Annotated in this window: 22 protein-coding genes and 1 pseudogene; 11 read left to right on the top strand and 12 right to left on the bottom strand. The window is 64.5% G+C overall.

The genetic code is table 11. The features are described from left to right. The first annotated feature begins 92 nt into the window (after positions 1-92). Genes ACIQCY_RS02020 through ACIQCY_RS02005 form a run of 4 tightly spaced genes read left to right on the top strand, consistent with a single transcriptional unit; the run spans position 93 to position 3,811 of the window. Positions 93-1,136 carry an amidohydrolase family protein gene (locus ACIQCY_RS02020; protein WP_400482215.1) on the top strand — a complete coding sequence of 348 codons (1,044 nt, stop codon included), beginning with the start codon at positions 93-95 and terminating at the stop codon, positions 1,134-1,136. Then, on the top strand, positions 1,136-1,951 hold the full coding sequence (locus ACIQCY_RS02015; protein ID WP_400482214.1) for an iron-sulfur cluster assembly protein: 816 nt from the start codon (positions 1,136-1,138) through the stop codon (positions 1,949-1,951). Before ACIQCY_RS02020 ends, ACIQCY_RS02015 begins: the two co-directional genes overlap by 1 nt. Continuing rightward, on the top strand, positions 1,948-2,982 hold the full coding sequence (locus tag ACIQCY_RS02010) for an NAD(P)-dependent alcohol dehydrogenase (protein ID WP_400482213.1): 1,035 nt from the start codon (positions 1,948-1,950) through the stop codon (positions 2,980-2,982). Before ACIQCY_RS02015 ends, ACIQCY_RS02010 begins: the two co-directional genes overlap by 4 nt. 40 nt (positions 2,983-3,022) lie before the next feature. Next, positions 3,023-3,811, top strand: a complete 789-nt coding sequence (locus ACIQCY_RS02005; RefSeq protein ID WP_400482212.1) for an acetoin reductase — start codon at positions 3,023-3,025, stop codon at positions 3,809-3,811. A 111-nt stretch (positions 3,812-3,922) separates the two neighbouring features. On the opposite strand, the gene ACIQCY_RS02000 is transcribed toward ACIQCY_RS02005, so the two are convergent. Continuing rightward, positions 3,923-4,471: a TetR/AcrR family transcriptional regulator gene (locus ACIQCY_RS02000; RefSeq protein WP_400482211.1), complete on the bottom strand. Its 549-nt coding sequence runs from the start codon at positions 4,469-4,471 to the stop codon at positions 3,923-3,925. 53 nt (positions 4,472-4,524) lie between these two features. On the opposite strand from ACIQCY_RS02000, the gene ACIQCY_RS01995 reads away from it, so the two are divergent. Continuing rightward, on the top strand, positions 4,525-5,532 hold the full coding sequence (locus ACIQCY_RS01995) for an FAD-dependent oxidoreductase (protein WP_400482210.1): 1,008 nt from the start codon (positions 4,525-4,527) through the stop codon (positions 5,530-5,532). Between the two features lie 94 nt (positions 5,533-5,626). Next, positions 5,627-6,142, top strand: a complete 516-nt coding sequence (locus ACIQCY_RS01990) for a hypothetical protein (RefSeq protein ID WP_400482209.1) — start codon at positions 5,627-5,629, stop codon at positions 6,140-6,142. A 223-nt stretch (positions 6,143-6,365) separates the two neighbouring features. Here ACIQCY_RS01990 and ACIQCY_RS01985 read toward each other — a convergent pair whose 3' ends face one another. Further along, on the bottom strand, positions 6,366-6,776 hold the full coding sequence (locus ACIQCY_RS01985; protein WP_400482208.1) for a RidA family protein: 411 nt from the start codon (positions 6,774-6,776) through the stop codon (positions 6,366-6,368). A 59-nt stretch (positions 6,777-6,835) separates the two neighbouring features. On the opposite strand from ACIQCY_RS01985, the gene ACIQCY_RS01980 reads away from it, so the two are divergent. From ACIQCY_RS01980 to ACIQCY_RS01965, 4 genes are all read left to right on the top strand, one after another. After that, the gene (locus ACIQCY_RS01980) at positions 6,836-7,261 is read left to right on the top strand and encodes a winged helix-turn-helix transcriptional regulator (protein ID WP_400482207.1); all 426 of its coding nucleotides are present in this window, start codon (positions 6,836-6,838) and stop codon (positions 7,259-7,261) included. 86 nt (positions 7,262-7,347) lie between these two features. Next, on the top strand, positions 7,348-7,752 hold the full coding sequence (locus ACIQCY_RS01975) for an ACT domain-containing protein (RefSeq protein ID WP_400482206.1): 405 nt from the start codon (positions 7,348-7,350) through the stop codon (positions 7,750-7,752). A gap of 414 nt (positions 7,753-8,166) precedes the next feature. Then, entirely contained in the window at positions 8,167-8,337 is a 171-nt protein-coding gene (locus ACIQCY_RS01970; RefSeq protein ID WP_400482205.1) for a hypothetical protein, read from the top strand. A gap of 356 nt (positions 8,338-8,693) precedes the next feature. Then, positions 8,694-10,343, top strand: a complete 1,650-nt coding sequence (locus ACIQCY_RS01965; RefSeq protein WP_400482204.1) for an APC family permease — start codon at positions 8,694-8,696, stop codon at positions 10,341-10,343. A gap of 46 nt (positions 10,344-10,389) precedes the next feature. Here ACIQCY_RS01965 and ACIQCY_RS01960 read toward each other — a convergent pair. The 6 genes and pseudogenes from ACIQCY_RS01960 to ACIQCY_RS01935 form a co-directional block, all read right to left on the bottom strand. After that, a pseudogene (locus ACIQCY_RS01960) lies at positions 10,390-10,631 on the bottom strand (fructose-bisphosphatase class II); the annotation flags it as partial. 97 nt (positions 10,632-10,728) lie between these two features. Beyond that, on the bottom strand, positions 10,729-12,075 hold the full coding sequence (locus ACIQCY_RS01955) for an NtaA/DmoA family FMN-dependent monooxygenase (protein ID WP_400482203.1): 1,347 nt from the start codon (positions 12,073-12,075) through the stop codon (positions 10,729-10,731). 62 nt (positions 12,076-12,137) lie between these two features. Next, positions 12,138-12,878: an NADPH-dependent F420 reductase gene (locus tag ACIQCY_RS01950; protein ID WP_400482202.1), complete on the bottom strand. Its 741-nt coding sequence runs from the start codon at positions 12,876-12,878 to the stop codon at positions 12,138-12,140. An 85-nt stretch (positions 12,879-12,963) separates the two neighbouring features. Beyond that, the gene (locus ACIQCY_RS01945; RefSeq protein ID WP_400482201.1) at positions 12,964-13,707 is read right to left on the bottom strand and encodes an SDR family oxidoreductase; all 744 of its coding nucleotides are present in this window, start codon (positions 13,705-13,707) and stop codon (positions 12,964-12,966) included. Between the two features lie 207 nt (positions 13,708-13,914). Beyond that, positions 13,915-15,249 (bottom strand): NtaA/DmoA family FMN-dependent monooxygenase, encoded by a 1,335-nt coding sequence (locus ACIQCY_RS01940; protein ID WP_400482200.1) that lies wholly within the window; start codon positions 15,247-15,249, stop codon positions 13,915-13,917. After that, positions 15,246-15,857 carry a flavin reductase family protein gene (locus ACIQCY_RS01935; protein ID WP_400482199.1) on the bottom strand — a complete coding sequence of 204 codons (612 nt, stop codon included), beginning with the start codon at positions 15,855-15,857 and terminating at the stop codon, positions 15,246-15,248. The genes ACIQCY_RS01940 and ACIQCY_RS01935 overlap by 4 nt, the downstream gene beginning before the upstream one ends. A 94-nt stretch (positions 15,858-15,951) precedes the next feature. Between ACIQCY_RS01935 and ACIQCY_RS01930 the strand changes: the two genes are divergently transcribed. Next, positions 15,952-16,536, top strand: coding sequence for a TetR/AcrR family transcriptional regulator (locus ACIQCY_RS01930; protein ID WP_400482198.1), 585 nt, complete (start codon positions 15,952-15,954; stop codon positions 16,534-16,536). Between the two features lie 146 nt (positions 16,537-16,682). On the opposite strand, the gene ACIQCY_RS01925 is transcribed toward ACIQCY_RS01930, so the two are convergent. The 4 genes from ACIQCY_RS01925 to ACIQCY_RS01910 form a co-directional block, all read right to left on the bottom strand. Further along, positions 16,683-17,426, bottom strand: a complete 744-nt coding sequence (locus ACIQCY_RS01925) for an NADPH-dependent F420 reductase (protein ID WP_400482197.1) — start codon at positions 17,424-17,426, stop codon at positions 16,683-16,685. Positions 17,427-17,485: 59 nt separating this feature from the next. Further along, on the bottom strand, positions 17,486-18,850 hold the full coding sequence (locus tag ACIQCY_RS01920) for an NtaA/DmoA family FMN-dependent monooxygenase (protein ID WP_400482196.1): 1,365 nt from the start codon (positions 18,848-18,850) through the stop codon (positions 17,486-17,488). A gap of 214 nt (positions 18,851-19,064) precedes the next feature. Next, on the bottom strand, positions 19,065-20,390 hold the full coding sequence (locus ACIQCY_RS01915; protein ID WP_400482195.1) for an NtaA/DmoA family FMN-dependent monooxygenase: 1,326 nt from the start codon (positions 20,388-20,390) through the stop codon (positions 19,065-19,067). A gap of 188 nt (positions 20,391-20,578) precedes the next feature. Continuing rightward, a complete protein-coding gene (locus ACIQCY_RS01910; RefSeq protein ID WP_400482194.1) occupies positions 20,579-21,163 on the bottom strand; it encodes a flavin reductase family protein in 585 nt (194 codons plus the stop codon). Positions 21,164-21,275: the final 112 nt, after the last annotated feature.

Here is a 21,275-nt window from a genome sequence, read left to right as displayed (position 1 = left end):
ATTGAGACGCCGGTCACACCTTTTCCGGTGAACAGGCTCGTAGCGTCTCCTCCATCGCAACTACGGCAGTTACGAGGAGATGGAGATATGGCATGTACACCAAAGACGGAGAGAACTACTTCATCGTCGACGCCCACATCGCCCTGTGGGACGCCCGCCCGGAAAACCAGCTCAATGTCCACGGCAAGCAGTTCATCGATTGCTTCTACGACTACCACCGCAACCTCTCGCCGGCCGATCAGCTGTGGACCTACGAGGAATACCTGTATCAGGGCGGCAAGCGACTGATGAAGGACCTCTTCGAGGACGGCTACGTCGATCACGCGATCTTCCAGCCCGCCCACCTCGGCGAGTTCTACAAGAACGGGTTCGGCCAGACCGAGGAGGCCTACGGCCTCGCCGCGGCCAACCCGACCCGGCTCACGTACAACCACTGCTTCGACCCACGCAATGGCGAGGCCGGCCTGGATCAGTTGCGAGCCGACCACGAGCGCATGGGCTTCAAGGGCGTGAAGCTCTACACCGCCGAATGGAACGGGGACTCACGCGGTTACAAGCTCTCCGATCCCTGGACATACCGCTACTTCGAGGAATGCCGCAAGCTCGGCGTGAAGAACATCCACGTCCACAAGGGCCCGACCATTCGTCCACTGGACCGGGATGCCTTCGACGTCTCCGATGTCGACCACGCCGCCACCGACTTCACTGATCTCAACTTCGTCGTCGAACACGTCGGGCTGCCCCGACTGGAGGATTTCTGCTGGATAGCCACCCAGGAGCCCAACGTGCACGGCGGACTCGCCGTGGCCATGCCGTTCATGCACTCCCGACCCCGCTACTTCGCCCAGATCATCGGCGAGCTCATCTACTGGATCGGCGAGGACCGCATCCAGTTCTCCAGCGACTACGCCCTGTGGACGCCCAGGTGGCTCATCGAAACCTTCGTCGACTTCCAGATCCCCGAAGACATGACCGAGTACGCCCCGCTGACCATCGACCAGAAGAAGAAGATCCTCGGCTTGAACGCAGCGAAGATGTACGACATCCCGGTGCCGCCTGCCCTGCAGTTGCCTGACGCAGCAGAAACCGCGACGGGTCCGCGCCAGCCGGAACGGGCAGATCTGGCAGGCGTGTGATGACAGACGTCCAGACCCGGCCGGCCCCACCCGCCACCCTGCTCGAGCCGGAGGATATCCGGCAGGCCCTGAGCGCCGTGCAGGATCCCGAACTCGACGAACCCATCACCGATCTGGGATTCGTGCGGTCCATCGACATCTCCCCCGGACTCGAGGGATCGGTCATCACCGTGCACCTACGTCTTCCGACGTCGTTCTGTTCGCCCAACTTCGCTTACCTGATGGCATCGGACAGCAAGGACGCCATCTCGGCACTGGAAGGGGTGGAGACGGTCATCGTCGCACTGGACGACCACCACGACTCCGACCTCATCAACGCTGGGCTCGCAGCCGACGCCGGATACCGGGGAACGTTCCGCCACGAGGCGGAGGAGAGCCTTGACGAGCTGCGCTGGACGTTCCGCAGGAAGGCGCATACTGCCGCCATGGAGCGCTGCCTGACGGAATTGATCCGCGCCGACCGGGACCTGCTCGAGACGGACGTCGGGGGTGTCCGTCTCGCGGACATTCCTCCCGGACGCACCAAGACAGCACTCCTACGCCGACGGGAGTCGCTCCGATTGCCGGTGCATCCGAACGCAGTCGTCCTGGTCGATCACGAAGGGAACACCTACCCCCCGGATGCAGTGCCCATGGCGCTGCGCCGGGCCAGGTCGACCCGTATCTCGATCGATGGGAACGCCCACTTCTGCCGCGGCCTGCTCCGGACCCGTTACGCAGGGTCAGAAGCTGACCAGAGCTCCCGCCCCGAAGGCGCGGAACCAACCAACCATCACACCCTGCTTCCAGTTACATCCAAGGAGATGCACAAGTGAGCACCATGCGAGCCGTACAAGTAATCGGCTATCACGAAGGCCTGAAGATGGCAGAGATACCCAGGCCGGAAGTCTCCGGACCATGGGATGTCGTCGTCCGGATCGGCGGAGCCGGTGTCTGCCGAACCGATCTGCACATCCTTGAAGGACAGTGGGCCGAGAAATCCCAGGTCCAGTTGCCCTACACCATCGGCCATGAGAACGCCGGCTGGGTTCATGCCATCGGGAGCGCGGTGACGAATGTCCAGGTGGATGACAAAGTGATCCTCCACCCGCTCGTCACCTGCGGGCTCTGCCGTGCCTGCCGCTCGGGCGATGATGTGCATTGCGAGACCAGCAGATTCCCCGGCATCGACACCCATGGCGGTTACGCGGAATACCTGCTGACATCAGCCCGCTCCGTGGTGAAGATCGACGACGGCCTCGAACCCGCCGACGTTGCAGCCCTGGCCGACGCGGGGCTCACCGCGTACCACGCAGCCGCGAAAGCAGCGAAGCGCCTCACCCCCAGGGACACCTGTGTCGTCATCGGGGCAGGCGGACTCGGCCACATCGGCATCCAGGTCCTCAAAGCACTCACTCCCAGCCGGGTGATCGTCGTCGACCGCAACCCGGCAGCACTGGAACTGGCGAAGAGCATCGGGGCCGATGAAGGGGTCCTGGCCGACGGGACACAGGTCCAGCAGGTCCTGGACTTGACCGGCGGGAACGGCGCCGAAGTACTCATCGACTTCGTCGGGGAAGGCGGCGCAACCACCGAGGGCATTGCCATGACGCGACAGGCAGGCGACTACTTCGTCGTCGGCTACGGCGAGAACATCAATGTGCCGACCATCGATCTGGTCTCCTCGGAGATCAACATCATCGGCAACCTCGTCGGCAGCTACAACGACCTCCAGGACCTCATGGCCCTCGCCGCCCGAGGAGCCGTCACCCTGCACACCCAGAAATACCTACTCGACGATTTTCAACAAGCCCTTGACGATCTCGACGCCGGCAGGGTCCGCGGCCGCGCGATCCTGGTCCCCTGAACCTGCTTCACACCAACCAGAAACTCAAAGAGGAGTCACCATGTCAGAGAATGAATCCCGTGTTGCACTGATCACCGGCGCAGGTCGAGGCATCGGCCGGGCGATAGCCGAAAGACTTGCCGAGGACGGCCTGGACATCATCGTGGCCGACGTACCGGACGCGCAGGCGAACATCGATGACGTGGTGAGGGCTGTCGAGGCACGAGGGCGCCGCGCCGTGGGTGTCACAGGCGATGTGGCGGACCCCGAAGACGTGGCCCGCATCATCACCGAGGGCACGGGGGCCCTCGGTGACCTGAACGTCTTCATCGCCAACGCAGGCATCGCCCAGGTCGACGAGATCCTCGACGTGAAACCGGATGACCTGGACCGGATCATCGACGTCAACATCAAGGGCGTCTACTACTGCTACCAGGCGGCGGCACGGCAGTTCATCGCCCAGGGTACGGGTGGGAAGATCATCGCGGCCGCCTCCATCGTGGCATTCCGCCCGTTCCCCGTCCTTGCCTCCTACTCGGCAACCAAGTGGGCAGTCCGAGGATTGACGCAGGCAGCCGCAATGGAGTTCGCCAAACACAAGATCACGGTGAACGCATACGCTCCCGGCGTCGTAGGCACGGCGATGTGGGATCTCATCGACGAGCGGCTCACCGAGCGGGACGGCAAGCCGAGGGGCAGCGCCCTGCAGGCACAGGTGGACAACATCCTTGCCGGCCGCGTGTCAGAGCCATCCGACGTCGCCAAGCTCGTGTCCTACCTCTCCGGGCCGGACTCCGACCACATGACAGGCCAGACCGTACTGATTGACGGCGGCATCAACTTCTCCTGAGCCCTTCCACTACTACCCTGCAGCAATGACAGCGGCACTCGGTCCCCTTCGAGTGCCGCTGTCATGTGCGCCAATCAATCCCGCTTCAGGCATCCTGGTGCGCCGGCGACCTCACGGATCGGCGATGATGGCGCTGATGGCGCTCCGCAACGCCGCTCCCTGGACCGGAATGCCCAGGAACACCGTGGCGCTGATGAGTCCGTCGACCAGGCCGACGATCAGCGCAGACTTCTCCTCCGGGCGGGTGGCACCGATGGACCGCAGAGCGTCCGTACCCCACGCGATGAGTCGTCGCCGTCCGTCCGCCAGCGCTGCTGCGGAGGAGGGGGCGTCCGAGGCGTGGACCAGCAGTGCCTGCCGGGCCCGCGCGTACTGCCGGCCGCTGGTTCCGGCCGCTGACACAAAGCCGGCCAGGGCACCGGCCAGGTCCTCCACGGTCTCAGGACTCTCGCTCCGGAGCCGCTCCAACCCCCGGTAGTCCGCCCGCACCAAAAAGTCGACGACGGCACTCACCAGGGCCTCCTGCGTTCGGAACAGATTCGACGTCGAACCGAGCGGCAGGCCTGCCGCGCGGTCCACCGCACGGTGGGTCAGCGCGCGCGGGCCGCCCGCGGCGAGCAGGGACACGGCAGCGGCACACAGCGATTCTCGACGTTCCACACGACAAAACTACACCTGTTGTGATTCGACTACAGGTGTAGTACGGTCGCGGCATGACGACAGCAGTGGTGGTGGGCGCCGGGATCGCAGGACTCGCCGCCGCGGTGGGTCTGCACCGTGCGGGGTGGTCCGTGCAGGTCCTGGAGCAGCGACCGGAACTGCCCACCGCCGGGACGGCGGTCGTCTTGCACCGGAGCGCTCTGGAGGGGCTCGCATCCCTCGGACTCGGAACCGGTCTCGCCACGCGGGCGATTCCACTGACCGAGCTTCAGCTACGCACGCGCACGGGTGTTCCGATCACACCCTCCCGACCCGGATCGGGTTCCGCACTGATCGACCGGTCGGCGCTCGTCGATCTTCTGCGGGCCTCACTGCCGGAACCGGTAGTCGCCCTGGGCCGATCCCTCGCGGTACGCGACCTGCCAGATCTGCGCGCGCAGGCCGATCTCGTCGTAGCAGCCGATGGGGTCCACAGCTCCCTGCGCCAGGAACTGTTCGGGTGTGCGTACCGCGCAACCGCCACCGGCACCACCGTCTGGCGGGGAACAGCGGACATGGTGACGACTGGCCTGACCGAATACTGGGGCCAGCGACGACGCTTCGGTATCAGTGGCCACCCGGGCGGGGGAACGAACTGGTACGCGACCGCACTACTGCCACCGACCCCTGCCGGATCGGCGCAACCGGGCCCTGACGAGCTTCGACGGCTGTTCGGGCACTGGAGCGCTCCGGTGGCAGCAACACTTGCGAAGATCGACGAAGGCACCGTCCTGCGGCACGGGATCTACCACCTGGCGCGACGGTTGCCGCTGTATCACCGCGGAAACGTAGCCCTCGTCGGTGATGCAGCCCATGCCATGACGCCGGACCTCGGACGCGGCGCCAATGAAGCGATCCTCGACGCACTGTCCTTGACGCGCAGCCTCGAGGCGGGCCACGGGGTGGACCTTGCGCTGGCCGCCTACGACAAGTCCCGTCGCCGGCCAACCCAAGTGGCGGCGACCGGATCCGCAGTCCTCGACACGCTCATCCACCGTGGGCTGTGGCGACCATCCGCGTAGACACCGAATGCTCGAATGCCACATCGTGCGGGTCGATCATCCGACAGACCGTGGGGCCATCCCCACGTCACGACCACAACCACCCGGAGGAACCATGCGCAATGTCCAGCAACGTGAGATCGGCGCGTCAGCAGCAGAAGTCGGCGTGGTGCTCGACAGCCTCGCGGATGCCGACGACCGGGTCTGGCCGACCGAGTGGCCACCCATCGAACTCGACGCCGGCCTCCGCGTCGGATCGAAGGGCGGGCATGGACCCATCAAATACAGCGTCGTCGAGTACGAGCCGGGCCGGCGCATCCGCCTGGAGTTCTCGCCCGGTCTGGGAATCCGCGGCTATCACGAGTTCCTTCTCGAACCGGTCGGCGACGTGAGGTGCTCCGTCACCCACACCCTCCAAGGGCCGCTGAGCGGGCGGATGCGACTGCTCTGGCCGCTGATGATCCGCTGGGTGCACAAGGCGCTCATCCAGGACCTGTTCGACAACCTCGAACGCGGATCCACCGGGCGGTTGCTCAACGGCCCGGCGCGCTGGTCCCCGTGGGTACGGTTCCTGCGCCGGATCAGCGGAGCCCCTCCGCGGTCCACCCTCAGGAGAACAGGGCAGGGCTGACGGGATACGGACCCGCCCATCTGGATCTCTCCGCAACATCGGCGAGGACGGGACGGTCAGCGCCCCAGTCGACGACCCGACCCCCATGTGCGTGGCCATGCCCTGCAGCCGGTCCCGTCATGAGCTCGATCCACCGGGGACCGGACAACGAGGCGCCGAGCGGAGCAGGTGCGCGTCGCTCGAAAGGCACACCAGCTACCGCAGGGTAGTCGCCCGGCAGGCGTCAGTCGAGAACGGCCGTCGCTTCGACCTCTACGAGTACGTCGCGTTCGAAAAGGTAGTCGACGCCGATAAGAGACGCCGGTGGCATGGGCAGAGGCAGGCCGATGTCCTCGGCTACCGCGTGGACACCCGCCATGAGTGCCTCGATCTTGTCGGGGCTCCAGCCGGTCACATAGAAGGTGAGGCGGACGACGTCGCCGAACCCGGCACCAGCGCTCGCAAGGCCGGCATGCGTGTTTCGCAACGCCTGGGCCACCTGGCCCGCCAGGTCACCCGGGGCTACGGAAGTGCCGTCGCCTGTTCGTGCGATCTGGCCGGACACATGCACGTGGCGGGTACCGGTACCGACGGCAACGTGGTGGTACGGGACGGGCTGCATCAGTGCCTCGGGAGAGGAAAAGTGAACGGTCATCGAATGCTCCTTGGTGTGGACTAGAGGATTGCTGGTATCTCATGGATACCTTGTGTGCGGTGGTCACTTCAACGAAACTGGGTGTCGTGAGAACTACCAGCAACCCACCAGCGGACCGCTTCGAGATCGATGCTCCCCATCGTGAGCTCCTTGACCAAGTGCTCGACAAGTGGTCCCTCCTCGTCCTCAACGAGCTGTGCCAACAGCCACTGCGTTTCAGCGAACTGAGGCGTGTCATCCCCGCGGTCACGCAAAAGTCGCTTACCGCAACGCTCAGGCGGCTCGAACGCAACGGCATCATCGACCGCAGTGTTCTCAGCACCCGTCCGGTGGCGGTGGAATACAGCATCACGGTGCTGGGAAAGACCCTCCGGCCGCCGATCGAGGTGATCCTCGAATGGGCCGCAGAGCAGATGCCACTGATCGAGCAGGCGCGCCGCCGCTTCGACGAGTTCGATGAACCCGACGAGTCACCGAACGAGTGAAGCGCGCGCGTGGCACTGTGGCATGCTGAGGACGCGATCAGCGTGACGCTCAGGCGCGTCTTCCGCGACACCGAAGCGGTGTACCCATGAATAACGACTCAGCCCCATCAGTAGCGCTCCGGTTGACTCTGCTGCCCGAAGATCTCAGCGTCTACCGGTATCCAGCGGAGGTCGATGTCCGAGAGTTGGATCTGAGCGGTCGCCTCTGGTCAGTCACCCGGACTCCTCGAGAATTGTCCGTCGTCGGCCTCACGGGCACTCACCCCGATGCAGAGGGCTCAGATCCAGGTTGGCGCTGCTTGTATGTCGGGGGCCCTATCCCCTTCGATTTGGCAGGTGTCGTTGCCGGTCTGACCGCGACCATCGCAGCCCTGGGGCTGCCCGTGTTCGTCCTCTCGACTTTCGACAGCGATCTGCTGCTCCTTCGAGCAGATTCCCTGCCGCAGTCGCTGAAAGCCCTACGGGCTGAAGGCTATGTCATCGATAGCTAACGCTGCAGCTCCAGGAGGCCGACTGACGCACGTCTGACCACGGCCTGACAAAAGGTGGGCTATCGCTCGTCAGCAGCCTTTCCTGACTGGGACGACGGGCAACTGACATCGACGGTCCTTCAGTTGGCTGGCGGTCAGCCTCCACATTCAGCGCAGTACTTGTCGCCGACTGCGTACCAGGGAAAAGCAGCTGTGCCTGACCGGCGAACTCAGCAACGACCGCGCGTTCTCCTCCTGCGACGCCGCTATCCAGCGATGACTCACCCCAGCAGCCATACGCGCACCGGGAGCCCGTCCCGTATGGCCCTGGTGAGTTGCGTGGTACTCGCCGTCATCGGCGTTCTGACGACACTCGGCTGCATGCTGGCCATCTACCTTGAATCAACGGGACTAGGTGTACTGAGAGACGGCGGAATGCGCACCGGTTACACGGCACCGCTCATCGCCGGCGCCAGCGCCGGCATCCTCCTGCCCACGGTGGTCTCCTTCGTCATCTTGCGCCCCTTGCAACGGCGCATCACCGCCGCAGCTGCGCTGACTGCGGTGGTCGTCGCAATAACGATCATGGGCATCCTGACCACCTAGATCGATCCCGTTCGAATTGCCCGCTCAAGGCCAGGGAGGGCGTGGAAGTCCCGTCGCAGCTGCTCAGCCTGCCTCGCGGTGAGGCGGACGAAAACACATCTGCGTGCTTCCTCCGTGCACCCCGGTTCGAGGCGATTCAGAAGCTACAAGGAGCATCGTCGGGCTCGTGCTGTGAATCCCTAAGGGCCAGGTCGCTGAGGGCCCTTCAAGTGACGTAACCTAAAATGGACGGTGCTTCCGTTTCAGTGCTAGACAGTATGAAGTCAGACTCCGGAGCGCAACCGGTGCCCTATAGCCTGCGGGCTCGGTACGGCGAGGCTCGAGATACTCGATCTAAGCAGCAAGGAAGAATAGGGATGGAAGTTTCCCCCGCCCAGCAGGAAAGTGTGTCTCTTCCTGACGCCCCAGGGATCGACGGCGTCGCCGACGAAGTACTGGGTCAGGAAGACAAGCACTTTAAGCGCCGCCTCGGCTGGATAAGCCTCGCGATGGCAACTTTCACCGCCATGATCGGCTCGGGCTGGTTGTTCGCGGCCTATTACGCAGCAGCTGCGGCCGGCCCCGTTGCCCTCGGATCCTGGGTCATCGCCGCCGTCTTCACCCTCATGGTCGGGATGATGGCGGTCGAGCTTGCTGTCACTCGACCCATCGCTGGCGGACAGACGCGGTGGCCCTCCATGATATCCGGTCCGTACATCGGAATAACGATGAGCTGCCTAGGCTTGTTGGGCATCGCCTTCAGTGTTCCCAGCGGAGCCGCCGGCCTCGTCCAATACGCAAGCAGCTGGTTCCCGCAGTTCATGAGCGATGGCAACCTGAGCGGAGTCGGACTTATGGCCGCCCTACTCCTTTTGGTCGTGTTCACGGCAGTGAACTGGTTCGGCGTCACGGTCATGAGCCGCATCACCAATGCCATAACCATCTTCAAGATTGCTGTCCCGGTCCTGACCATCGTGCTGCTCTTCGCCTCTGGCTTCACCCCCTCAAACACCCAAACGGGCGGAGGAATCACACCCTTCGGCACCGGCGCGATGCTCACCGCAGTCATCGGCGCAGGTCTTCTCTACTCGTTTGGTGGCGTAACATCTGCCACTCTTTTCGCGGCCGAGACGAAAAACCCGAGGCGCAACATTCCCCTTGGAACCTTCACGGGGTTCGGACTGGCAGTCATCGTGTATCTCGGGCTACAAAGCGCATTCCTTTGGACCGTTCCGCAGGACGCGCTGGCAAAGAGCGGCTGGCAGGGCCTCGACTTCGATTCGCCCTTTGCGCAGCTCGCCGTTTTGCTCAATCTTGGTTGGTTGGCCCAGTTGCTTCTGCTCGACGCGGTCGTCTCTCCAGGTGGAACCATGCTCTTCGGCGTTGGATCCTCAGCTCGCATAACCTTCGGAGCCGCCCAGTCCGGTCTTCTACCGAAGTGGGCAGGCAAGGTAAATGTACGCACAGGCATTCCTACCGCCGCGCTACTACTGAACCTCGTCATGGGGGGCGTTTTCCTGCTCATGTTCCAGTCCTGGCAGAGCCTGGTGGCAGCGTTGGGCTTTTTCTTCGCTCTCACGTACGCAATCACGGCCGTCGTGGCGGGGGCCAGTTCCAAAGACCCCCGGCTCAAGACGCGGCGCTGGTCACCCCTCACTCCGGTTGTGGCTCCCGTTGCCTTCGTTCTCTCATCGCAGGTCCTCTACTGGTCTTCTTGGTCACAAATCTGGCCCGCAGCAGTGTTGTTTGTCCTCACCGTGCCCGTCGCTGTCATGGTGATGCTCCGCGATCGAAAAATATTCACACCTATAGTCCTTCTGAACGGCCTGTGGATGCTGATCTTCGTCCTGTTCATCGTGGCAGTATCGGCAGTGGGGTCCTTCGGCGGTGCCGGAATTTTGCCGTCGCCACTGGACTCGATCATTGTGGCCGTTGGTTCGGTCGCCTTCTACGTGTGGGGACAGCGCAGCTCCATCGCCTGGATGAAATCTGATGCATCCGTGGCCGCCGCCGGCATCTACTACTGATCGACGTCTCCTCGCCGGGCTGAATCGACTCGTATCCCACTAACTTTTCGTGTCCGGCGATGATGGCCTTCTGCTTCTCGTCATCGCCCGTGGGCCACAACCGGCCCTGGATCACCCCGCGCAGGGATCTGAGGCGCAGGCCGCCACGATGCCGTCGGTGTTCCTCCGATCCCCATCAGCGCATTCACGTCGGTGCCCGCGCGGGCCGCGGCGATCACGCCGGCGACGTCGCCGCCCATGAGGAACTTCGTGCGTACACCGGCCGCCCCGGATCTCCTCCACGAGGGGAGGCAACACTCGAGGCGGAAGGCTCAGGCCAGCACTGGGCCTGAGGCTGGAGGCGGTGGAGCGGGCATCCACGTGGTCATGGAACCAATGGAAGTTTTCAGTCGTCGTTTGTGGCGCCGTTCGTGACGCGAGGGTCGATCCCGTACTGCGCAGGCACGCCGAGGTTCTCGCGCAGCGTTGCGCCGACGTAGTCCTCCGGGAAGATCCCGCGTCGGCGGAGTTCTGGAATTACCTCGTCCACGAAGGCATCGACGCCGTCCTCGTAGATATCGGGTGACATCCAGAACCCGTCGGCTGCGCCTGCTTCGAACCAGGCCTGGAGGTGATCGGCGTGCACCTCTGCCGGCCCGACTGTGGTCGGGTGGTAGTCGATGACGCCATGGGCGAGGACGTCCCGGGGGGACCAACCAGCACGGGCGACATCGAGGGCGATCTGGGATCGGGGGTCCATGGGGGACGCCTCCGCGACGGCGAGCTGCTCGGGTGTGAGGGGTTCGTCATAGCGGCTCGGGTCGATCCGGAGTCCCAAGAGGGCGCCGAGGTGGGGCAGCCGTGCCTCGATGACGTCTCCTGCCACCGCAAGGCGACGATCGAGGCCTTCCCGGACAGTCGGGGCAACGGTGGTCATGAGCCCGGCGAAGTACTTGATCTCGTCCGGGTGGCGGCCGGCACGTTCGGCGGCGTCTCGCACCATCTGTCGTTGCGCGCGGGCTTCTTCGATCGTCCAGACTTCGGCGATGAATCCGCTGGCATAGCGGCCGGCGAGCTCCAGGAGGTGGGGACTGGGCCCACCAGAGGTGAAGATGACCGGTTGGCCCTGTTCTGACGGGGGGATCGGCAGGGGGCCTCGGGAGGCGACGTACCGACCCTGCAGATTCACCGGGCGCAGCTTCGATGCGTCGAGGAACCGGCCCGACGTCTGGTCCTTGAGCCAGGCGTCCGGCTCCCAGCTGCCCCACAGCGCTTGCACGACCTGGATCGCCTCATGAGCACGCTGGTACCGCTCACCCCGGTCGGCGACGGGGCGGCCGTAGTTCGCCGAGACCATCTGGTCACTGGTCGTGACAGCGTTCCACCCGGCGCGGCCATGGCTCATCACGTCCAGGGCCTTGAACTGGCGGGCAGTGTTGAAGGGTTCCTGGAACGTGGTCGAACCGGTCGCGACGAATCCGATGCGGCTGGTGACCTGCGAAATCGCAGCAATCTCCATCATCGGCTCGATGATGCTCTGCATACCAGAGTGCTCGACGTCCCCCCGCGCGGCGGCGAAGTCAGGGACGAACAAGAACGCGAACCCACCACGTTCTGCCGCCTGCGCGTAGCGGATGTTCGCGCCCACGTTGGCGTAGTTGCCCGGGTCCACATGCGGTGCCCGCCACGCGCCGGAAAGGGTGCCGTACCCGGAGGTCAGGGCCATGCCGAGGATCATTTTCTTGTCTGTCATGGCGTTCCTGTCGGTGGTGCGGGTGCGTGGTGCGGGTGCGTTGCGCCGAGTGCTCGGCCGGTTCAGTAGATAGCGCGAGTGAGGTTCAGGAGGTACTCGGCACTGGGCGTGCCTTCCACTTCGGCGCGCTCGGTGAGGACGGCGATGGCGAGGTCTCGTCGTCGGGCGGAACGGGAGGCGTCGGCCCTGCCGAGTGCCGCTGGGAGTTCGGCAGCGGTGCGGTCTGTGCAGTACGCAGGAGTGCCGGGCTGCTGACGCCACGATTCCGACAGGGGCCCGGAATCGAAGGCATCGAACCCGGTTTCCTCAACCAGGGTCATCGCCAGACGCTTGCCGTCCTGGTCGTCTCCCGCGACGGGTATCGCGAGGCGATCCGGGGAGCCGGCGTCCGTCGCGTGGTGGTCGAACGACGTAGATGTGATGGCATTCCAGGCCTTGATCACGGGACGTCCGTATCGCTCGGACACCCAGAGGCTTTCGGCCTGGCCGGCGTCGACTGCCTCGATGTGACCATCGCGCACCGGCACGTAGTTGGAGGTGTCGATCACGACAGCCGTGTCAGGAGCGGCGCGTACCAGGGCGGCCACGTCGGGGACGCGGTTGAATGGCACGGAGACGATGACGACGTCGACGCCGTCGATGACGGCGTCCGCTTCGACGGCCCTCGCACCCGTGCCGAGAGCGGTGTCGTTGATGGTCTTAGGGCCCCGGGAGTTGGCGATGGTGACTTCGTGACCCGTCGCGGCCAGTCGCCGAGCCAGGGTGGTGCCGATCGGTCCGGCACCGATGATTCCGATCTTCATGAGTGGTCCTCGTCCATGGTGGGCAGACGGGGCAGGCGGGCGTGTGCCTGCCTGCCCCGGTGAAGGCTTGTGCTGGTGGTGTAGGTCAGTCGATGACGCTCTGGCTCTCGCCGGCGAGCTGGCCGCCGTCGACGACGAACTCCGCGCCGGTCTGGAAGCTCGATTCGTCGCTGGCGAGATAGACGACCAGTGATGCGACCTCCTCGGGCTCCCCGATGCGGCGGAGCGCGCCGATCTGCCCGCCGACGTCGAGTCCGTCAGTCATCGGGGTGCGGATGACTCCAGGGTGAACTGAGTTCGCCCGCACGTTGAGAGGGCCGAGCTCCAGGGCGACGGACTTGGTGAGGCCGCGGATCGCGAACTTCGAGGCGACGTAGCCGTGCACGGCGGGATTGCCCTGGATTCCGGCCGTCGAGGACGTGTTGATGATGGAGGAAGGCGCCGAGGCGACGAGAGCGTCCCGTGCTGCGGTGATGCCGAGGAACGAGCCGGTGACGTTGATGGACATGATCTTGTTCCACTGCTCGATCGTGTACTCGCCAATCGCACCGTGGTTCCAGATACCGGCGTTGTTCACCAACACGTTCAGCCGCCCGTACGTGTCGACGGCGGTAGAGACCGCCGCAGCCCATTCGTCCGCGGAGGTCACGTCGAGGTGCACATACGTCGCGGCGTCCCCGAGCTCTGCCGCGAGGGCGCGCCCGTCGTCGTCGAGGACGTCACCGAGGACGACCTTCCCGCCTTCTGCGACGATCGCGCGGGCGTGGGCGGCACCGAGCCCTCGAGCTGCTCCGGTGACGAGGGCGACCTTGCCTGTGAGACGTTCCATCAACTGACTCCTTTGTGAGTGGATCTGTAAGTGGATCGGTTTGATTCCTCCGACGCTGATCCGTGAGCGGCGGAGCTGTGGTGCGAAACACCGCAGAAAAGTGAGGATCCGCGCCTAAGCCCCGACGAACCAGCCGCGGTTTGGCACGATCTTCCGACCTCGGGGCAGGCTGCCATTGCAGCCTGCCGTACCCGAGTCGTTGACGGGTCAGTCCGTGTTCGTCGCCAGACGGGCGTCGAGTCCGTACTGCGCGGGCAGGCCGAGATGGTCCCGAAGGGTGGTGCCCTCGTAATCCTCGGGGAAGATCCCCCGTGCCCGCAGGACGGGGACGACCTGGTCGACGAAGTCGTCGATGCCGGTGCTGAAGTCATCGAAGTTGACCATGAAGCCGTCGGACACTCCGGCTTCGAACCACTCCTGAAGGTAGTCGGCAACCTGTTCCGGGGTGCCCACAACCGTGGGGTACGGGTCGAACACGCCGTGGGCGAGGATATCGCGGGGTGACCATCCTGCTCGGGCGAGCCCGACGGCCCGTACGGAGCGGCCGTCGTCATGGTGCGGCCGGAGCGCTGCGAGCTGGGCCGCGGTGAGAGGTTCGTCGGGGGTCGTCGATCCCGGGCGCAGGCCGAGGTAGGTGTCCAGGCGTGCGAGGTTCCTGCTCATGTCGATCCGATCGTCCAGGGCCCGCCGCTTGTCCAGTGCCTCCCGCTTGGTGGCAGCGACCGTGAAGCCGACGAAGGACATGAACTTGATGTCTGCGGGGTTTCGCCCGGCCAGTGCTACTGCCTGCCGTGCGGCGTCGATCTGCGCGCGGCTCTCTTCAACGGTGTAGGGCATGCCGATGATGACATTGGCATACACGCCCGCCGCCTGCAGGCCGAGACCACTGCTGAAGGGCATGATGACTACCGGCTGGCCCTGTTCGGAGGGCGGCACGGGCAAGGGCCCTCGTGCGCTGACGTGTGTGCCTTGGAGGTTCACGGGATTGATGTGGGCGGTGTCGGCGAACTTGCCGTCCTTGTCGGGCCGGCCTGCCTTGTATCCCCAACTGGCCCAGAGGGCATGAACAATCTGCATCACCTCGTGGAGGCGCTCGTACTTCTTTTCCCTGGGGGGCGGTGTCTGACCGAAGTTGGCAAAGGCGTCGGGTTCAAAACTCGGGACCGCATTCCATCCGGCCCGGCCGTGGCTGGTCACGTCGAGGGCCTTGAGCTGACGGGCCATCAGGTAAGGCTCCGTGAATGACGTGGACGCCGTCCCGACCAGACCGATCCGCTCAGTGGCCTGCGACAATGCGGACAAGGTGATGATGGGGTCGAGGCCGAACAGAGGTGGCCCCTCGCTCAGATCGCCGTACGCGAAGAGGCGGTCGGCGAGGAACGCGAACTGGAAGCCTCCCCGTTCACCAGCCCGTGTCTGCTCGACCACGGCCTCGATGCTCGTGTAGGCGTCGGCGTCGACGTGTGGCATCCGCCACGTCGCCGGGTGACCGCCGTAGTTGTTGGCCAGGGCGAGGCCCAGGATTAGGTGCTGGTTCTTCATGTGTGGTCTTCCGTCGTTGAATCGAGGTCGGGTGCGAGAAGGCGGTAGCGGCCCTTGAAGTAGAGAAGCGGATCGGCCGGTGCCGCCCGGACGGGGCTGAACTCTCGGACCCTGCCCAGAACGATGAGGTGGTCTCCCGCGTCGTGCTCGGCCCAGATCTCGCAGTCGAGCCATAGCACCGCCCCGTCGAGGACTGGATTGCCGGTTCGTGCCCGGTCCCAGCCGATACCCGCCCATTTGTCCGTTCCCGTCCGGGCGAACTGATCAGAGATGTGCCGCTGGTCGCTTGAGAGGACATTCACGGCGAATGACCCCGTCCGCCGGATGCGGGGGTATGTGGTCGACGTCTTCAGGACGCTGAATGAGACCAGCGGTGGATCGGTGGACACGCTGTAAAAGGACTGGCAGGTGAAACCGGCGGGGCCCTGCTCGTCGACGCCCGTGACCACGGTAATGCCGGAGGCATAGTGCCCCAGGGCGTCACGGAAGGCGCGAGCATCGATTGCAGGCGCTTCCGCCGTCGCACCGACCTGCGCAATGTCTTCACCCGATGCGGCTTCTGATGACCGCGCAGAGTCGACTTCTAGGTGTTCGATCACGCGCGTCATCCCTTTCGGCTATCCTGAAACGGACGTACCATCCGCATTAGTAACGATATGGATGCACCCTCCGTATTGTCAAGGTGGGGGCAAGGAGGAATACATGAGCGACGACGGAGCCGGTGGGCGGAAGCCCCGGGCAGACGTGGTGCGTAACCGCGCCATCATTCTTCAGACCGCCCAGCAGCACTTCCAGCTGCATGGCGTGGGTACGTCCCTGGAAGCTGTGGCCAAGGACGCAGGCGTCGGACCCGCGACCCTGTACCGTCACTTCCCGACCAGAGAGGCGCTGCTGGCCGGTGTGTTGCAGCTGAGATCGGAGGAGCTTCTGGTGCGTCAGTCGCAGATTGCAGCCGTTGCGGACGCCGATGAGGCGCTGAAGCAGTGGATGCGTGCTCTTGAGGACTACTTCAGCACCTACAGCGGACTCCCTGAGCCCCTGATGGTCGCTGCCCGGGAACGCGAACCAGGTAATCCATTGACCCTTCCGTGCGAGGAGCTCATCCGCACCACAGAGCACTACCTGACCGAGGCGCAACGCGCCGGCCAGGTGGAGGACTGGGTGAAGGGCTACGACCTGTTCCTGGCGGCGAACTCCATGGCGTGGATCAAGAGCACGGGGGCAGGAGACGAGACATCACTGCCGGGCCTGCGCAAGATGATTGAGAACGGCTACCGCCGCCCCTGACCGCGACCAACCAGAGACGCCGCATCGGACTATGTCGGAATGAAAGCGTCGGAATAGAAGGCTCGGGACGGGTCGGGAAGCAACCGGGCCGATTCGATGCTCGTCGGGCTGAGACTCGGGCAGACTGAGGCTCGGTAGACGGAGACTCAGAAAATCAGCCGGGCCAGAGCGACCATTGATGCCTGGTCGAGGTTGCCGTCCTCGTCGCCCGCACGCTCCTCGATGATGGAGATCAGAAGATCCCGGCGCCGGGCAGCACGCCTGGCATCGGCGCGCTCGAGAGCTGCGTCGAGCTGATCGCGATCGAGGTCGGTCGCGTACGCCGGTGTCCCCGGCTGCTGGCGCCACGAGTCGCGGAGAGGGCCGGCGTCGAAAGCGTCGAACCCTGTTTGCTCCACCAGCGACATGGCAGTCGCCCGGTGCTGTTCATCATCAGCTGATACCGGAAGCGCGACGCGTGCGGGGGAACCGGGTTCGGAGGCCTTATGAATGAAGGAATCCGTCGTGATCGTGTTCCACGCTTTCACAACCGGCCGGCCGTACACAGCTCGCACCCATTCGCTTTCGTTCTGGCCGCCACCAAGACCTTCGATCGGCCCGTCACGTCTTGGGTAGTAGTTCGACGCGTCGATCACCACCGCTCCGCCCGGAGCAGCACGGACGTGTTCGGCAACCGATGAGATCGCACTGTAGTTCACGGATACGATGACGACGTCAGCGTCATCAGTGACGTCCGCGGCCCACGTCGCTGTGGCCCCAGAGCGCAGAACATCCTCATTGACGGTCTCCGGGGCCCGAGAATTGGCGACCTTCACCTCGTGCCCTATATCGCTGAGGCGTTGAGCGAGGACGGTTCCGATCGACCCGGCTCCGAGTAGTGCGATGCGCATAAGTGGTCCTATCGTGGCGACGTTGAACGTCTTGTCACCGTGACTGCAACGCTCTCCCTTCACTGCTCAGTGTCCTTCGCCCTACCGTCTCCGTCGTCATCAGTGATGCGAGGGTCAGGTCCGAGCTGTTCGGGGAGCCCGAAGTGGTCGCGCAGGGTAGGTCCCTGGTAGTCGTCGGGTCGAAGGCCACGGCGGCGCAGGATCGGCACGACGTGGTCGACGAAGTCGTCGAACCCGTCGTGCAGGTCATCGACGAAAATTGAGAACCCGTCGGTAACTCCGGCGTCCATCCATTCCTGGAACATGTCCGCGACCTGCTCCGGGGTGCCGACGACGCTGGGACTCTGTTCGAGGACGCCGTAGCCGAGGATTTCCATCGGGGTCCGGCCTTCGCTGGCGAGCCTGTGGGCGAGGACTTCCTGACGCGATCCGGAGCGGGCCTGGAGTGCCTGAACCTGCACGACGCCGAGCGGCTTGTCGCGGTCCCGTGCGTCCAGGTGCACGCCGAGCATCATGGACAGGTGAGCCAGGCGCCCGTCGATGCCGGCGGCCTCTTCCAGTGCCATGCGTCGCTCGACGGCTTCCTGCTCGGTGGCCCCCAGACCGAAGGTGGCGAAGGAGAGGTACTTCACCTCGTCCGCGTGGCGTCCGGCGTTTTCGGCGACAGAGCGGATCATGTCGCGCTGGCGGCGGCTCTCATCGATGGAGGACGGCATACCGATGATGCCGTTGGCGTACATGCCCGCGGCCTGAATGCCGGCGCCGCTGGCGAAGGGCATGAAGACAACCGGCTGGCCCTGCTCCGACGGAGGGATCTGGAGGGGCCCGCGGGAGCCGACGTAGCGGCCCTGCAGGTTGATGGGCCGGATGTGCGAGGTGTCCGCGAACCGCCCGGTGACCTTGTCGGGGCTGCCGGCCTCACGTTCCCAGCTCGCCCAGAGCGCCTGGACGATCTGGATCACTTCATAGAGCCGGCCGTACTTGTTCTCGCGTGAGGGGACCGGCAACCCGTAGTTCGCGAAGGCTTCCGGTTCGTAGCTGGGGATGAGGTTCCATCCGGCGCGTCCGTGGCTCATCACATCGAGCGCCCGTAATTGGCGTGCGATGGAGTACGGCTCGTTGAAGGACGTGGACAGCGAGGGGACAAGCCCGATCCTCGTCGTCGAGTTGGCGATCGCTGCCAGCAGCATGACCGGGTCGATGGACACGATGGGCGGACCTGTCTCCAGGTCACCCCAGATGAAGACTCGGTCGGGGTAGAAGAGATAGTCCAGACCGCCGCGTTCTGCGATCTGGGCGGCGCGTACGTGGGACTTGACGTCGGTGTAGGCGTCGGGCTCGGCCCACGGCATTCGCCACGCCCCCGGATGGTGGCCGTTCGCTGGCCCCATCGCCACACCGAGCAGCATGCCGTTCTGGCTCATTGCTGACCTTTCTGTTGTCGTCGGACCTGCCCGGGCGGGCAGGAACACTTGCTGGGAGAAGGTGGGGGCCTACCTCATCCCTGAGGAGGGCCCCACCTGTGGTAGCGCCAGACCTGAACATCGTTCAGGCCGTTGTGTCTGTCAGGTCCTCGCTGCGGGCCTGTCCGATGCCGGCCTCTGGGGTGCCGGTGCCGGATCATGCGGACCGCCGAGACTAGTCCTGAGCACCGCCCGAAACTCGAGGATCCGGGCCGTACTGCTCGGGGACGCCGAGGTTCTCGCGCAGCGTTTTGCCCGCGTATTCGGGCGGGTAGATCCCCCGCTGTACCAGCAGTGGCACAACGTCGTCGACGAAGGCATCGACGCCGTCCTCATAGATATCCGGTAGCAGCCAGAAACCATCGACGGCACCCGCGTCGAACCACTCCTGCAGGTGATCAGCGTGTACGCTCGGCGGTCCTACCGTGACAGGGTGATAGTCGATGGCCCCGTGGGCGAGGACATCGCGGAGGGTCCATCCCTGCTGTGCGATGCTGAGGGCGAGTTCGGAGCGTGGATCCATCGGTGATGGGCGGGCGGCTGCGAGTTGTGCGGGGGTAAGAGGCCGGTCGAGTTGGGCCCGGTCCAAGGAGATCCCGAAAAGGCTCGCGAGGTGAGGCAGTTGCGCCTCGAGCGTGTCTCCCTGATGTTCGATGCGCCGGTCGAGGCCTTCGCGCACGCTCGGGGCAACTGTCGTGATCAGACCGGCGAAGTATTTGATGTCGTCCGGGTCGCGGCCTGCGTCCTGGGCGGCTCGGCGCACGAGCTCGCGCTGGGCACGGGCTTCCTCGATCGACCACACTTCGGCGATGAACCCGCTGGCATGGCGTCCGGCAAGCGAAAGCAGGTGCGGGCTCGGACCGCCGGAGGAGAAGATCACCGGCTGTCCCTGTTCCGAGGGCGGGATCGCCAGGGGTCCGCGGGATCCGACATGCTGACCGTGCAGGTTGATCGGCTGAAGCTTCGATGCATCGATGAAGCGGCCAGCCTGCCGGTCCTTGACCCACGCGTCTTTCTCCCAGCTTCCCCACAGCGCTTCCACGATCTGGATGGACTCGTGAGCGCGCTGGTAGCGTTCGGCGCGGCCGGCGACGGGTTTGCCGTAGTTCGCGGCGATCATCGGGTCACTCGTGGTGACAGCGTTCCAGCCCGCACGGCCGTGGCTGAGCACGTCCAGCGCCTTGAACTGGCGAGCCTGATTGAACGGCTCCTGGAACGTGGTGGAACCCGTCGCCACCAAGCCGATGTGGGAGGTCGCCTGCGAAATCGCCGCATACCCCATCATCGGCTCCATGATGTTACCGAAGTGCGTGTGGTCCACGTCCGCGCGTACTACCGGGAAATCGGGTGTGAAGAGAAAGGCAAACCTGCCGCGCTCGGCGGCCTGCGCGTAGCGGATGTTCGCCTCGATATTCGCGTAGTTCGCGGAATCGACCTGCGGGGCACGCCATGCGTTTTTCAGGATGCCATATCCCTCGGTCAGTGCCATGCCGAGGATCATGAGTTTACCTGTCAACGGATTCGCTCCTGCAGTTGTGTCTCAAAATGTGGATCCAGGCCGTACTGCGCTGGCAGTCCCAAGCGGTCGCGGAGGGTCATTCCCCCGTAGGCGTCGTGGAAGACGCCTACGGTCGCGTAGGACCGGCACACTGCCGGGTAATGCTGCCGGGTAATGCGGTCTGGGGTGGTTCAGGCAGCGTTGTTCGGGTTCAAGTGGCGGTACTGGCCCTTGTAATACAGAAGCGGATCATTCGGGCGCTGGTCGACAGGACTCATCTCGTTGACCTTGCCCAGAACGATGAGGTGGTCGCCGGCGTCGTGCTCAGCCCAGATCTCACAATCAAGCCACGTCACCGTGTTGTCCAGGACCGGGGTTCCCGCCTCTGTCCTGCTCCATCCGATGCCCGCCCATTTATCGGTGCCCGACTTCGCGAACTGGTTCGAGACGTTCTGCTGATCATGAGCAAGGACGTTGACCGCGAACACTCCTGCCCGCTGGATGCGCGGATAGGTGGTCGAGGTCTTCATGACACTGAAAGAGATCAGAGGAGGCGTGGTGGACACACTGTAGAAGGACTGGCAGGTGAAGCCGATCGGTCCCTGCCCGTCGATGCCAGTGATCACGGTGATGCCGGAGGCATAGTGGCCGAGGGTATCCCGGAAGGCTCGAGCATCGATCGCCCGCTCCTCCGCCCTCGCACCGAGAAGCAGGTCACCGGCTGGTTCGGGCTGTACATGGGCCGGGCTGTGTGGCCCAGGCTCGCGGTTCAGCATGCTGCATCACGCGTCCTTCAAATGACGTAGGGTGAAACGGAGGAAGCATCCGTCTTGTCATTCACAATATGGAGTTTGGCTCCGTATTGTCAAAGACGGGTATCCGAGGAGC

Source organism: Arthrobacter sp. NPDC092385 (genome assembly GCF_044755105.1).
Lineage (GTDB): Bacteria > Actinomycetota > Actinomycetes > Actinomycetales > Micrococcaceae > Arthrobacter_D.
The sequence above is the reverse complement of the archived record's forward strand: the minus strand, read 5'-3'. Positions and strand labels throughout refer to the sequence as shown.